General features: G+C 53.0%; 12 protein-coding genes. 3 read left to right on the forward strand and 9 right to left on the reverse strand.

Features of this window, described 5'->3' with window-relative positions:
- Window positions 1-17: 17 nt before the first annotated feature.
- The 4 genes from F556_RS0120895 to F556_RS0120910 all read right to left on the reverse strand — a co-directional run bounded on the left by F556_RS0120895 (window position 18) and on the right by F556_RS0120910 (window position 3,773).
- Window positions 18-1,235: a carbohydrate kinase family protein gene (locus F556_RS0120895; protein ID WP_020618947.1), complete on the reverse strand. Its 1,218-nt coding sequence runs from the start codon at window positions 1,233-1,235 to the stop codon at window positions 18-20.
- On the reverse strand, window positions 1,232-2,398 hold the full coding sequence (locus F556_RS0120900) for a Gfo/Idh/MocA family protein (RefSeq protein WP_020618948.1): 1,167 nt from the start codon (window positions 2,396-2,398) through the stop codon (window positions 1,232-1,234). Before F556_RS0120900 ends, F556_RS0120895 begins: the two co-directional genes overlap by 4 nt.
- Complete coding sequence (locus tag F556_RS0120905; RefSeq protein ID WP_026297419.1) at window positions 2,395-3,240, reverse strand: class I fructose-bisphosphate aldolase; 846 nt, start codon at window positions 3,238-3,240, stop codon at window positions 2,395-2,397. Before F556_RS0120905 ends, F556_RS0120900 begins: the two co-directional genes overlap by 4 nt.
- 203 nt (window positions 3,241-3,443) lie before the next feature.
- On the reverse strand, window positions 3,444-3,773 hold the full coding sequence (locus F556_RS0120910) for an ArsR/SmtB family transcription factor (RefSeq protein WP_020618950.1): 330 nt from the start codon (window positions 3,771-3,773) through the stop codon (window positions 3,444-3,446).
- Between the two features lie 207 nt (window positions 3,774-3,980).
- Here F556_RS0120910 and F556_RS0120915 point away from each other — a divergent pair, with 207 nt between their 5' ends.
- Together F556_RS0120915 and F556_RS34705 are read left to right on the forward strand one after the other, a co-directional pair.
- Entirely contained in the window at window positions 3,981-5,705 is a 1,725-nt protein-coding gene (locus F556_RS0120915; protein WP_020618951.1) for a SulP family inorganic anion transporter, read from the forward strand.
- Window positions 5,706-5,817: 112 nt separating this feature from the next.
- Window positions 5,818-6,900, forward strand: a complete 1,083-nt coding sequence (locus F556_RS34705; protein WP_020618952.1) for a helix-turn-helix transcriptional regulator — start codon at window positions 5,818-5,820, stop codon at window positions 6,898-6,900.
- An 8-nt stretch (window positions 6,901-6,908) separates the two neighbouring features.
- On the opposite strand, the gene F556_RS0120925 is transcribed toward F556_RS34705, so the two are convergent.
- Complete coding sequence (locus F556_RS0120925; protein WP_020618953.1) at window positions 6,909-7,382, reverse strand: MarR family transcriptional regulator; 474 nt, start codon at window positions 7,380-7,382, stop codon at window positions 6,909-6,911.
- Between the two features lie 225 nt (window positions 7,383-7,607).
- On the opposite strand from F556_RS0120925, the gene F556_RS0120930 reads away from it, so the two are divergent.
- A complete protein-coding gene (locus F556_RS0120930; RefSeq protein ID WP_040717450.1) occupies window positions 7,608-8,612 on the forward strand; it encodes a nitroreductase family protein in 1,005 nt (334 codons plus the stop codon).
- 74 nt (window positions 8,613-8,686) lie between these two features.
- On the opposite strand, the gene F556_RS0120935 is transcribed toward F556_RS0120930, so the two are convergent.
- The 4 genes from F556_RS0120935 to F556_RS0120950 all read right to left on the reverse strand — a co-directional run bounded on the left by F556_RS0120935 (window position 8,687) and on the right by F556_RS0120950 (window position 14,217).
- The gene (locus F556_RS0120935; RefSeq protein ID WP_020618955.1) at window positions 8,687-9,655 is read right to left on the reverse strand and encodes a tRNA dihydrouridine synthase; all 969 of its coding nucleotides are present in this window, start codon (window positions 9,653-9,655) and stop codon (window positions 8,687-8,689) included.
- 73 nt (window positions 9,656-9,728) lie between these two features.
- Complete coding sequence (locus F556_RS0120940) at window positions 9,729-13,100, reverse strand: HEAT repeat domain-containing protein (RefSeq protein ID WP_020618956.1); 3,372 nt, start codon at window positions 13,098-13,100, stop codon at window positions 9,729-9,731.
- 158 nt (window positions 13,101-13,258) lie between these two features.
- On the reverse strand, window positions 13,259-13,795 hold the full coding sequence (locus F556_RS0120945; protein ID WP_020618957.1) for a GNAT family N-acetyltransferase: 537 nt from the start codon (window positions 13,793-13,795) through the stop codon (window positions 13,259-13,261).
- A 152-nt stretch (window positions 13,796-13,947) separates the two neighbouring features.
- Window positions 13,948-14,217: a CD3324 family protein gene (locus F556_RS0120950; RefSeq protein WP_020618958.1), complete on the reverse strand. Its 270-nt coding sequence runs from the start codon at window positions 14,215-14,217 to the stop codon at window positions 13,948-13,950.
- Window positions 14,218-14,376: the final 159 nt, after the last annotated feature.

Below are 14,376 nucleotides of genomic sequence, written 5' to 3' on the forward strand. Positions count from 1 at the left end.
CTATCTGTGTCGTTCGTTCATGGTGCAGCCGCTTCCCAGATTGCTCCCCCTGGGCGAGGAGACCAGCCTGGCAGGGTCAAGGACAGATCCCGTTGTTGCCAGCCTGAAGCGATGCGTGCCTGCACCTTCTCCCAGCTCGGAATACCACTGATCGCGTCTGCCTGCTCGACATTACACGCTCCCGTACCGACGGCGCCAAGCACCATTTCTTCCATGGTCAATCCTTTGGCAAGTCCAGCCAGAAAGCCTGCGATCGTACAATCGCCCGCCCCCGTCGTACCGACCGTCTCGACGACATAGCATGGCGCCAGCAGCTGCCGCCCCGTCCAGTTCTCCAGTCTGTTGGCCGGAGGCGCGCACCTTCCCATGGATTGCAGACGTTCGGGATTCGCTGTCGTCCGCAGATAGAGGCCATGCTCGCCAAGCTTCAGCCCGACAATCGCGGCTCCCATGTCCAGCAGCTGCTGCGATAACGCTTCCAGCAATTCGCCATCGGCGCAAGCCAGGAGCTCGGTCGTACCGTGCGTCTCACACAGTTCTCGATATTGCTCAGGCCGCAGCATATATAGAATCTCTTCGAAGCTTGGCAGGAACACATCCACCAGCGGCAAGACGCGCGCCAGAACCTTACGCCAATCTACCTGCCCCGCAGGCGAGTCTGGCTCCGGCCTTGCCATGTCCAGCGAGACCGTCACTGCATGCGCCTTGACCCTGGACAACAGACGCTCCAGCTCGGCGCCTTCCTGCTCATACATCCTGCGCATGAGCGGCGGATAGCCGAAATGGAACAGCCTTGTGCCTGGGAGTGCTGCATCCGGCACATCCGTTGCCGTGAACGTATCATTGGCTCCCGTACAATGCAGGAAGATCCGGTCCACTCCAGGCGGACTGATCACCAGCGAGTAAGAGCTGTGCTCACCGTGAGCGACGATCATTCCTTCGGAGAGCGAACGCCCGTAGGCATTGAGGCTGTTCAGAATTGCGTCGCCGAACAGATCGTGACCGATCTTGCCCATCAGCTGGACGGGCAATCCTAACCGGTGCAAGGCCAACCCTGTATTGGACACCGTCCCCCCAGTCGACAGCTGGACCGGGCCGATGTCTACCAGCTTGCCGGGAGCGAGCAGTTCTCCGATCCCTTGTCCCTGGCCCGAGTTGTGCATCGCCGGGATGACGTCCAGACAGATATGTCCGGCTACGATAATATCCGGCCGGACCTCCACCTGGCTGCTCACACCAAGCCCTCCCAGTCGACAGCTACGGTGCCGCCCGAACGCTCGGATGCCAGCGCAGCCGTGAACAACGCGTGACTCCCCGCTGCTTCCTCTGGTAGGGCACAGGTGAAGCGCTGACTCATGCCGTCTCGCCCATGAACGATCTCATCACAGAATGCCGCCCACATCTGCAGGATCGAATCCGAGAAGCCAAACTCGAAGATGCCGCCCGTAATCGTGCCGTAAGCCGATTTATAAGGTGCATCGACAATATGCCAGGCCTGCTGTCCTCCTGGTTCATAGGGCAGCGAGGCAACCTGTTTGGGATTCTTCGTCGTAAACTCCGCAGACATCGCGGTGCCTTGGATGCGAATAAACCACGTATTCGCATGTCCCGGCGCAATCCGCTTGGTCGAGAGCACCATCGGAAATTGCTGCGTCTCCGTCTTCACTTCACAAGCAAGAATCGCATTGTCCCACGTCTCACAAGGTGCGGTTCCGCCTTGACCATCCGGACGCTCAGCCACGATCTGGGATAACAAGGCACGGACGTTTGCCGGCTTCCAGCCAAACCGCATGGGCAAATGCAGCACATGCAGGCCGAGATCACCCATGCAGCCATATTCACCGTTGGTGGCGATTCGGCGTTTCCAGTTGATGGGCTTGGTTGGATCAAGATCGCTCGAATGCCAGAAGCCTGCCTCGACCTCGATAATCTTGCCGAACTTCCCTTCATTCACCCACTGCACGAGTTGCTGCGCCCCCGGGAAAAAAGGGAATTCAGAGGAGCTGCGCACGACAACTTGAGGGTGTTCCTGGATGGCGGCCAGAATCGCCTGGTTCGCCTCGCGATCGATCCCGAACGGCTTCTCTCCCAACAGATGTTTGCCGGAGCGGATAATGTCAATATAGATCTGTTCATGCAGATTGTGCGGGACCGCGCAGTAGATCGCTTCCACAGCAGGGTCCGCCAGCAGCTCCTTGTAATCCATATACGCTTGCTTGACGCTCGGCACCTGATCTTGGAACCACTGAGTCGCTGCCGGATTCGCATCGCACACGGCGACGATTCGCGGCTCGAAGTCCACATCGGTCAGATGACACCAGCGTGCTGCCGCGCTTGCGAATTCCTTGCCCATCAGACCGCAGCCAATGACGCCGAATGAGATGATCTGCTTGGTCATCGCTGCGCTTCTCCCTTGAGAATCGCCAATGCTTGCTCCGCTGTCGCGCCATCATGAACCACGCTCATGAGCGCAGCCGTCATGCCTGCTGGATCCGGATGCTGCACGACATTGCGACCATAGACGATACCCGAGGCACCTTGCTTCATGAGCTCGACCGTGCGCTCGACAATCTCTTCATCACTCGCACGTCCGCCACCTCGCACCAATACCGGGATGCCAGAGGCCACCTCAATGACGCGGTGATATTCCCTCACGTCATCGCAAGGGTCCGCCTTGATAACATCTGCGCCAAGCTCGACACCTTGACGCACCAGCGGCATAATCTTGTTCAGGTCGCCATCTACCATATAGCCGCCTTTCTCTTCATTCGGCAGCATGACGAGCGGCTCAACCATCAGCGGCATGCCGTACTTCTCGCATTCTGTCTTCAACAGCGCCACATTGCGCACGCATTGGTGATGCAACTCGGGCTGGCCCGGGAGCAGCAGCAGATTGACACACACCGCGACGGCATCGAGACGAACCGCCTGCTCGACTGCGCGGTCGATCAGCTCGCTGAACAGGAAGCGCGGCAGTTCATTGCCATAGATGTTGGCCGCATCCGTACGAAGGACAAGTCCAGGCTTCTGCTTGCCGGGGATATTCTGCAAGTGCCTCGCCTGCCCTGTACTTAACTGGACGCAGTCCGGCCCCGCCTGAACGACGGTTTCTACTGCAAGCTGCATATTCTCAATACCAGACAAAAAGGAATATTCATTAAAAAAACCGTGGTCGATGGCAACATCAAAGCATTTGCCTTGAGCGCTGAACATGCGGTTTAGCCTGACTTTAGTTGACAATTACATCTCTCCTCATAAAAACAGTATGTTTATGTTCGTTTATAACATTATAATATAACAAACAAACATTTTCGTCTACCGTAATTTGTGAGAGGATATAACAAGAGAAGCTGCGCATCCCGTGTGCACACTGCGCGTATGCAAACAAAAAAAGACCCTTTCGAGTCTTCATCACAGTCGTGTATTAAAAACAGGAACCGGGCTTACGATTCATTGCGCATAGTGGTTAGCAAAGAGACGGTGTCTACGAGATGATTATCAAAAATCTGCTTGGCTACCACCAACAATTCCTGAATGAGCGGGTCCCGCAAGGAATAAACCACCGATGTCCCTTCCTTTACCCCCCGGACAATATTTTTGTTCCTGAGTACCGCCAGTTGCTGGGAAACCGCCGACCCCTCAGACCCCAACACGGCCTGCAGCTCGTTAACCGTCTTCTCACCTTCGCTGAGCACCTCCAGAATTCGGATCCGCATCGGGTGAGCCAGCGCTTTAAAAAAATCCGCTTTAAACTGCTGAATATTGTCGTGCATCGTCATACCACCTCCTACAAACCGAACAGGTCTTGTCCTAGCATATAGCATTCATTATATAATATATTCCCCCTTCCGCCAGCATGAACGAGCAAATAAACGATTATACGGGAATTAAAGGCTGTTGACACGGTTGACAGAGAGCCTGATCGGGACTTATATTCTATATATTCAAATAATCAGATATTTAAAAAAGAAGGGTTGATCATGTTCCGTTCGGATCGCTTCGAAGGCTATTCGGTTGCTTCCTTTCGCCAGGATGTGTTGTCTGGTATCGTGGTCGGCATCATTGCCCTGCCTCTGGGAATGGCTTTTGCCATCGCTTCTGGCGTTAGCCCCGAATACGGCATTATTACGACTGTCGTAGCCGGTATTCTGACTTCTCTGCTTGGAGGCTCGCGGTTCCAGATCGGCGGTCCGACCGGCGCATTTATCCCGGTTTTATTCGCCATTGTCATGCAATACGGGTATGAGAATCTGTTGATTGCGGGGTGTCTTGCAGGGGCGATGCTAGTGGTCATGGGGCTGCTGAAGCTCGGCTCGCTGATTCAATTCATCCCCCGGCCGGTTATCACCGGCTTTACGACCGGAATTGCCGTCATCATCTTCAGCGGCCAGCTCGCTAATTTTCTGGGACTTAGCGATCTGCCTAAGCATGAGGACTTTCTCTCCAACATGCGGGAGATTGCCCTTCATGTTACTCAGATCAATCTCTATGCCGTGGTCATTGCCTTATCTGGCCTCGCCGCCATGCTGCTGACCGCACGGTATGCTCGCAAGCTTCCGCCGGCTTTGACAGGGATTGTTATCGCGACTGCGGTTTCCATGTTATTGTTCAAGGGGCAATCGGCTACCATCGGCAGCGCATTCGGCGTCATGTCCGGCTCCTTCCCTGCCCCGGCCTTGCCCGAATTCACCTGGGCCCGCATCGTCGAGATGCTGCGGCCTGCCCTAGTGATCGCCATGCTTGGCGGGATCGAATCGTTACTGTCCGCTGTCGTCGCTGACCGCATGACAGGCACCAAGCATAACAGCAACAGGGAGCTCATTGGCCAGGGCATAGCGAATCTCGTGACGCCGCTGTTTGGCGGCATCCCCGCGACCGGCGCAATCGCCCGTACAGCAGCCAATATTCGCAACGGCGCCGTTTCCCCTCTGTCCGGCATGATTCATGGACTATTCGTGCTGTTGGTATTGCTGCTGCTCGCACCTTACGCTTCGCATATCCCCTTGGCTGCCATGGCGCCGATCCTGATGGTGGTGGCTTGGAATATGAGTGAACGCAAGGAGTTCGTTCGCACCCTGCGCACCAAGACCGGGGATTCTCTCGTCTTGGTCGTTACCTTCCTGCTGACCGTGTTCGCCTCGCTGCCGACGGCCGTGGAGGTTGGACTGCTGCTGGCTGCTGTCATCTTCATCAAACGGATGAGCGAGTCAATGCGGATGTCGCGCGTCCTTCCCGACACGGAGCAGCGGCATGGTAAAGTAAACACGCGCCGGGTCGAACTTGGACACGCTTGTCCACAAGTCCGACTCCTCTCGGTCGAGGGCTCGTTGTTCTTCGGCGCGTCGGGCGGGCTGGCCAGCGCCATCGCCGTCAGGGAGCTGGACGGAGCCAGGATCGTGCTGCTGCGGATGGGCAGAATGCCCTACCTTGATATGACAGGCGAGTCCGAACTGGGAGAGCTGCTGGAGATGATCTGCCAGTCAGGAGGACAGCTGCTGCTGTCTGGACTGCACCGGCAGCCCGCCAATCTGCTCGCCAGGACCGGTCTGCTCGGCAAGGTTGGGGAGGATCAGATCTTTGCGCATACCGGTGAAGCCATCGCACGCGCCCTGGAGCTGCTGGATACCGATCGATGCAAGGGATGCACCCGCTTTGCCTTCCGGGAATGCGAGGCTCTATCAAGGCAAGATTCATCAACAGCCTGATGATTCGTTCCCAAGGCTGAAGATGATGTCATCCTTTGGATTTCGCAATTGAGATCATATAAGCTTGCTCTCCTTATGCTATCCTGATGATAAGAAGGGAGAGGAAGCTTATATGCAGCAAGACGAGATCGAAAAGGTAATGCGTTATATAGAAGAGCATCTGACAAGACCGTTTTCGTTACAGGAGGTAGCGCAACACTGCAACTATTCTCCCTATCACTTTTCCGTGTTTTTTCATCGGACCTTCGGTGAGACGATGAGAAGCTACCTCCGCAAGCGTCGGCTTACCCGTGCAGCAGAGCAGCTCAGAGATACGGAACTTAGCATTCTATCCATTGGGTTAACCTTCGGATACGGCTCGCAGGAAGCCTTCTCCCGAGCATTCGTCGAGCGATTCGGGCTCACGCCTCGCCAGTATCGGGAGACGCAAGCGCCGATTCAGGAAACGTATCCCCAGCCCCTCCTGCTGCCATCGCAAGGAAATGACGGGATACAGAAGAAAATTCAGCACCTGCAAGAGCAAATAGGCGCACCCGCTGAGGTGAACATTTTGCATGTGCTTAACGGCTCTTGCATGCTGGAGCGATTCAAGACGAGCGAGCTGATGCAAGACGATGCCACGTATGTCTCCTTTAATGAAGCCATGTGCTGGGGAGAGACGGACCCCCAGGTGTTCTCGCCATCGTTTAACCAGAGAAGAGTACATGCTCTGCAGACGACGGAGGCCGAATACCGCAGCATCGTCATCGAGTCGCTGCGGCCGCTCTTCGAGGAGCGCTTCGATATTATCGTCCTCTGGTTTGGCGACGATATGTTTTGTCAGCTCAATCTAATTACGATGCTGGCCTACCTGGACCAGATCGGCTATGAAGGTGATGTTTTTTTCTGTATGGCGCTGGAGCGGATCGATGACATCCTGGCGGATGCGTATGAGATTGACCCTCGCGGCTATGCGGAGATCTACAAGTCAGTGCTGTGCGAGCATCGGAAGCCCGACTCGGCGATGATGCCGGTGACGTATCAGGCAATCCGCATGTACTTGTCGTATCGGGGTCCCGACAGCCCGATCATCCGATATATCCAGCGGCATCGCGGCAAGGAACATCTCGTAGCCGACCTGCTGAAGCAGTTTCCCGACTATGGGCTTGGCGACCGGCAGTATGAATGGATGATTAATCAATTACGGACGCCATGAGCGTCCGCTCAGGACTGGGAGTGCTCAATTATCACTTGAAAAAACTTCAGCGTCGCCTGAATCTCTGATTCGGTCAAATGACTCATCGCCGCTACGAATCGCTCCTCAAACATTTCGTGCATGGCAACATGCAAATCAAAAATCTTTTTGCCCTTCGGGGTAAGCGAAAAAAAGACCTCTTTTTTATTGTCCACCATCTGGCTTCGTTTGATGTACCCCTCTTGAAGCAGCTTATGGCTAATCTTGGAAATGCTGGCTTTGGACAAATTCATTTTCTCAGCAATTGATGTATTATTAATCGGCTCATGGGTACCGATGCAATCCAGCACATGTACACTTGTCAAATTGCTAGGAATAGCGGTCACGCCATGTATCTCTGCCAATTCCGTAAACTGGCTGCTCTCTGCTGCAAACACTTGCTCGCTTAGATGTGTAAAGTGAAGAAACCGCTCGTACAGCGCACGCTTTAACCCCTCAGACATGATGTAACCTCCCCTTACCAAAACGAATGGCTTTCGCCACACTTAAATCATTTATTGTTTACATATAAATAATTTTATCATCCAATTACATCCCGGTCAATTGCTAAACCTTGCTATAAAAAGAAGTTGACAGCAATATCACTTGTATAATATAGTTTCCTCGTTAACAATAATTATATAGGGTGCTGCAAAGGAGGACCGACTGTGAATCTTGTCCAAACGATCATGGAACGGCGAAGTGTTCGGAAGTATAAAGGTGAGCCTGTTCAAGTGGAATTAATGAACTCCTTGCTCCAGCAAGCCGCAAGCTTGTGGACATCCGAGATGTCGTCCCATTGGCGTTGCCTTTATTATGACTCCATGGAGGCGCGCGTAAGATTGGCAGAGAGTATGATCGCCAAGGTAACAGGCAGCCAGTGGGGGAAACTGATTCCGTCGAAGGTAACAGGGCTGCTCACCAAAACCGTGCTTAACACGCCGGCTCTTCTCGTTTTTATTGCGGAGGATGCAGCCAATGAGCGACAACGTGACGAGAACTATGCCGCCGTCTGCAGCATCATGCAAAACCTTCAATTGCTTGGCTGGCAACACGGATTGGGGATGCTCTGGTACACAGAACCTTTCATGAGCAATCCGTCCTTTTTTAATGAAATTGGCCTGAAGTCAGGGGAACGGTTAGTCGGAGTATTAAATATTGGCTATTTCGATAAATCGCCTAAAGCCCGAAAAAGAACGCCTGCAGAGCAGAACTGGACGGAACTCGCAGCAACGGCGAAGCCGACTCAAGCTGCCAAGGGCCAGTATGTAGCTTCCAAGGACGTCCTGGAAGCCTTAAACATTGCCGTTTGGGCGCCAAATGACGGCATGCGCGAGCCCTGGCATTTCATCTATGTGACCGATCATGAAGCCGTCGCGCGGCTCACACCCTCTCCTGTCAATGGCTCGCCCTCCTTCCTTATCGTTGCGGCCAAAAAAGAAGCCGACCCGCACAAGCAACAGGAGGATTATGCCGCAGTCTGTTGTTTGGTTCAGAACTTCCAACTCGTCGCTGCCGATAAAGGCTGGTCTGCTCGTCGTTCCATCCCGGAATGGATCTATGAACATCAGCTTCCTATATCGCTTCCGCTCGATCCGCAAGAGCGAATCGTTGCTGTGCTGGAAATCGGGACTGCGACGCAGACTCCTTATTCACCCGCCACTTCACCGACTTTTAATATCGCACGCCTGTGAATACGAAGTAAACACAAAGATGATCCCAAGCTAGTCATGGCCAGGGATCATCTTGGGTGGTACCTCTCTGTCGTTCATTGGTTCAATGTACTCGTAAACTCGTCGAGCAACGCATGCGCCTCCGCACTGGACTTCACGTTCACTAATCGATTCCGAAGATCACCTGCCCCCGAGAATCCGCGCACATAAATCTTGAAGAAGCGCGTAAGCGCGCTGAACGAACGCGGCACCTGCTCGGAATAGCGATCCTGGAGATCCAGATGCAGGCGGAGCAGATTCAGCAGCTCTTCCGTGCTATGCGGTCTTGGCTGCTTCTCAAAAGCAAAGGGATTCGTAAAAATTCCTCGTCCAATCATAATCCCGTCCACGCCATATTGCTCTGCGAGCTTCAGGCCGGTCTGACGGTCCGGAATATCCCCGTTGATGGTCAGCAGGGTATTCGGAGCGACCTCATCCCGAAGCTTCTTAATCTCCGGAATCAGTTCCCAGTGCGCATCGTATTTGCTCATTTCCTTGCGAGTACGCAGGTGAATGGACAGATTGACAATATCTTGTCTGAGCACATGGGTTAACCAGTCGCGCCATTCGTCTACCGCTTTGAAGCCAAGCCTTGTTTTCACACTGACTGGCAATCCTCCGGCCTTCGCAGCCTGAATAATATCCGCCGCTGTGTCGGGACGGCAGATCAGTCCGCTGCCCTTTCCATTGTCGACCACATTGGGAACTGGACAGCCCATATTAATATCAATGCCCTTGAAGCCTTCCTTCGCCATCCCGATGCTCATCTCGCGGAAGTGTTCCGGCTTATCTCCCCAGATATGGGCCACAATCGGCTGTTCGTCCGCTGTAAACGTCAGACGACCGCGCACGCTTTTGTTTCCTTCCGGGTGACAATAGCTCTCCGAGTTCGCAAACTCCGTGAAAAACACATCGGGTTTGCCCGCGTTGCTGACGACATGACGAAACACCACATCCGTCACATCTTCCATCGGCGCCAGGATAAAGAAAGGCCGTGGCAATTCACGCCAAAAATTTTCTGTCATCACTAAGACTCCTCCATCAAAATCAGACCCCATTGTACCAAACTATAGGCCGATTGAGAAGTCACCGGTCGTTTTACTCCGTCACCGTCCACGTATCCATGGCGAAATCACGAACCGCCTCGTGCTCATGGCTCCGGTACGCTCTCAACCGATCAGCACTAGCCCGATTCCACAATAATGCCTCTCCAGCTACTTGTATCAGAGACAGCCCTATCACATGTGACTGCCACTGCGGTCTATCATTCATTCGGTCTACGAGATCTAACAAGACTTCGGGTTTCCAAAAGCCCTGGCTGTCTCGGACAACCGCAGCGACCTGCCTACTGACGAAGTCCAGCAGATGTGGCTGGTCATGCAGTATGCGAATGACCGGTTCCAACCCAGCGTCCGCTTCTTCCGACTGATTCCATTCAATAATGGCCAAATGAAGGTTAATCACGTCACGCTTCATTGTTGCGTGCGGTTCAAGACAGTTAATAAGACCACGATATAAAGGAATGAGTAAGCGTCTGGTATGTTGAGGCAATTCCATCAATCTGTCTAGCAAGGCCAGTAGACGCTGCCGATGTGGCAGATCCCGCTCTGCCCCGGCTTCCCACTCCGCCCTCGTCACCGTCTCAGCCAACTGCTTGCATAGACCGATGACCTGTTCGTTAATCTTCCCATCCCTGCAAGCCGCAAGGAGAGGATTCAATGCCGTTCGCCATCTGGATGTATCATTCAGGTCAGCAATCGCTTGGCAGGCACAAGCCGCAATCTGTGTCTCATTGCCATTGACCCAACGGCTCAGTGTATAGAGCGCGTCTCTTCCTATAACCCCGTCTGCATGACTTGCGATTCCTGCAATCAGTTCTACATAACTAGGTCGACTCTTCAATGGCAGGGTATCCGGCTGCTGATCCAGCAGGCTTCTGGCAATATCACGTTGCTGGGAGGCGGCCATATCTTTCAGTATGATCCAACTGCGCTCATCCTCTAACCATCGTCTTGCCGCATGTCCGATGGCAATCATGACATCCTTATGCACGTTGGGCTTCTCGTACTCCCGCAGCAAGAGTTCCATACTTGACGTGCTTTTATATGTACCAAGCAGCCGGATGGTTTCCTTTCGAACGGTTATTTTCAAGTGCTCCCGATTCAGGAGGGTTGAGAGAATAGTAGTGAGTTCATCCGGATTCATTCTACGAACGCATCTGGGGATGGAATACATCGCAACACGAGCACGGTCCCCATCCAGATTATCGAGCAACACAGGAAGTGCCTGCTCCGGCTCTTCTCCCAGGGAATACGCATGCAATGCAGCCTCCACCACATGCACCTCTTTATCCTTCAATAGCTGTGACAGGGCATCCGAGGCATAATCCGGCATCTTCGTTAGACTTCGAATGGCCGATGCCCGTTCATAGAAGCTTCGATTCGCATCCAGGGCGACTCTTTCGAGCAGGGCAGCAAGCGCCTTCTGCTGTCGCGGTAGCCACCTGTGGAACCCGTCTTCGGCAGGTACCAGATAGATCGTTTTGCCAGATAGATACTTGCCTTTGATTGATTTCCCCGATATGTATGGGTCCAGCCAGTCCTGACGCCTCAGGTGCACATGCATAAACACGTCGCGGAACGAAATGAAGGAGGGATCCTTGGCAAGCAGAGCTTTTACCCGCTCATCCCGTGTTTCAACTGGAGCCAGCCAGTGATGGATGGCTTGGTGGGACACCGTTTTCGCCTTCACCAGCTCCTGCAGCAGAAGTTGAAGCTTCGGTAGACGTTCACCTTTTTTGCCAAACGTATTCGCCATCCGCAGAACTAAGTTATAGCTTTCCCGCTTATTAGCTTCTAAACCCAAGGTATATACCTCATCAAATAAGATCGCTAGAGCTTGATCAGGCACACTGTCCCAGTTCAGCGCATGCGTCATAAATTGCCCGTCCCGCACTGCCATTCTCCCGAACGTTCGCAAAGCAAACTGAAATAACCGGTTCCCCGGGTCCGAAGCATGTTCCCGCAGCAAAACAAAAGCCAGCTTTTCCACGGAAGCCCTCGTATCATAAGAAGTATCTCTGGCTTCCACGACACTGTCCACTAGCAACGACAGGTCTTCTACATGCGCCTCCATGTACATATAGGCTGGGCAGTCCGATAATGCGCCCATAACAGCGCCGCGCACGGGATCTTGATCGTTTTTGACCCTGGTCAGGAAGTGTAGTGTCTCCTCCATCCCGGTACGTGACAAGGCGGTGCTGCGTATAAGGTGGGTATAGGCTGCCGCACGCTCATCCGCGTTGGATACCTGTACGGCTTCCTGCAGTTCTTCTCTTGCATGGATAATCGAGCGGCGCGCCGTGATTTCGAGCGTACGGTCCCGGTATTCACGAATGTCTCGAATGGCCAACATCCGAATAGCTTCCTGTTCGCGTAGACGATGAGGCAAGCCATCCAAAAGCGCTACCGGGAATAAACGCCGCTGGCGGCCCTCTTCTCCATAAGCCGCCTCGAACACCTCCCCACGCCGGGAAGGCGCCAAGGCATCCAGTATCTTGGCCACATGCATGGGATGATTATGCAGCAAGGCAGCCAGTTCTCCCCATTGTTTCGTGGAAAGCAGTTTATTCCGGGTTAGAATGCCTCCAGGCACGCCATGTTGGAGCAGATCATCCCTTGCCTCTTCTCGAATCAGGAGCTTGAATACCCCCTCCGGGCTGGCCTGGAACAGAGTGCCCAAATGCTTGCGTAGCACGGGATGAATGAGATGATGAGGTCCATGCGCCAGAGCACACTCCAGTACAAAGGCTGGTCTCCCTGCACTCAATATGTGGACGGCAGTAGAGAACCGCCACCAGACGCTGACCTTCTCCTGCTGCGTGGCGTTCTGCAGAACCGATTGCATATGTTCTGTCACTTGGACTGGATGTCTCTTCGCCAAGTTCCGCCAGCTCTTAAGCGCATACCCCAACTCGGGGAGCGTACGTTGGACCGTGTGCTCGCTGCATGCGGGGAGCAGGGAGGCAGCTTCGCTCGCGCCCCACTGGGCAAGCACGAGCGGCAGCAGCCGTTCCGCCCAGTCCTGATGTCTCGCAATCACGATGCTGCCCAACAATTGGCGGCGACCATGGGCCGATAAAGTCAAAACTTCGGATTCGATTGAATAATCCGGGTCGGTCATAACTATAGGTAGCAATCCAGCGGCACGGCCCCTGACCCCTGCCTTGGGATGCTGCAAAGCAAGCTGAACTGTGGGTGCATCCTTCGCCGTACTCGCGCCTGTCAGTGCCAAATGGCCTTCGTAAGCACTACCGCTTGTCAATAGAGCTGCAAGTAGGGCTGAGTAACCTGGCTCTCTGCCATGATCCCGTCCCAAGAGTGCCATGCGCTTCATTCGATCCGAATACCGCAGCGCATCTAGTTCCTTAAGCAGCTTATCTTTGTCCAGTGAAGCTTGGTTAATGGTCATCCTTCCACTTCCCTTCTATAGACCTCCCAAATTTTAGATGATATCTACCATCATACAACAATCATTCAATCGATCGTATATTCCTCCTATCTTCGAGAAAGATTCGAGATAATCAGTATGAAGAATTTCCCAAAAAAATATAGCGGCGCACGGCGCCGCTATATCGAGAAACGAAAGGTGATCATCTCCCCTTCATTTGGGTGATTCCCCATCTCTTCCGTGTAGTTGCCTTTCGTACAGGCCTCAAGCGTCTTACGCCAAAACCGTTGGGCACGCTCATTTCGAATGGTCGGATTGGTCTGAAGTTCCCAATGTCCGGGCATCTTCTCCAACAGTTGGCGCATCACCTGCTCACCAACTCCCTTCCCTCGGTACCAACGCAGCAAAAAAAACTCATTCAAATAATAATCAATCGTAGGAGGACATGGAATATAAGGCGAAGTTGCGACGAAGGCCAGTCCCGCCGGGAGATCATTAACTTTAATAAGATAGGGAAACAGTACGCCAGGGTGCTCCCACCATATATCAAAAATTCGATTTTGCTCGGTTAGTGTCCGAGTATCATTGTCTTCAAACACGCCGTAACGATTCGTTTGACGCTCCCAAATCTCAGAAAGATCATGGAGATAAAGCGGATAGATATTATTGATGATAAACTTGTCCTCACTGCTACACAGCTGTAACTCAACATTCATGGCTTGCCATCCCCTTAAATTGGTTAATCAGTTGTTAACTAATCCAAAGTGTACAGGGTCTCGCCTATAAATCATAGGCAGACAATGCTTATAACTGTTTATGCAATCAATGAAAAGGCTCGTGTCGGGTACCATCCCAACCGAGCCTACAGTTATCGTTCTTTTTTATACACGATCTTTTTAATAGTGTCTTCAGAAAGACAGTACGACTCCGAAAGCTGCTCAATTCCTTTGCCATTCCGGAACAATTGTTTGATCTCTGCATTTCGCTTTTGCAGATACGCTCTTTGACCCGAAAGATGCCCCCATTTTTTCCTCTCCCCTTTTGGAGAAGGGACATACAGCACCTTGCCTTGGACATATTTTTGAATTTCAATAAGTAAATGTGTAGGTAAAATTTCGCTTGCCGATACATATTTCATTGGCTTCGCCCTTTCAATCTAGAATTAGATGGTCAGGTGGCAAAGCCCGCATGACAAACGGACTACTATTGTTAGAATATAGTGCGGTTAAGTCTTGTGGCCCCATGCAAATAACCGCTTCGCCTGTCACGTAGACTTTGCATGGAGCGAATCCTGAAA

The organism is Paenibacillus daejeonensis DSM 15491 (assembly GCF_000378385.1).
In the GTDB taxonomy this organism is placed as follows: Bacteria; Bacillota; Bacilli; order Paenibacillales; family Paenibacillaceae; genus Paenibacillus_D; species Paenibacillus_D daejeonensis.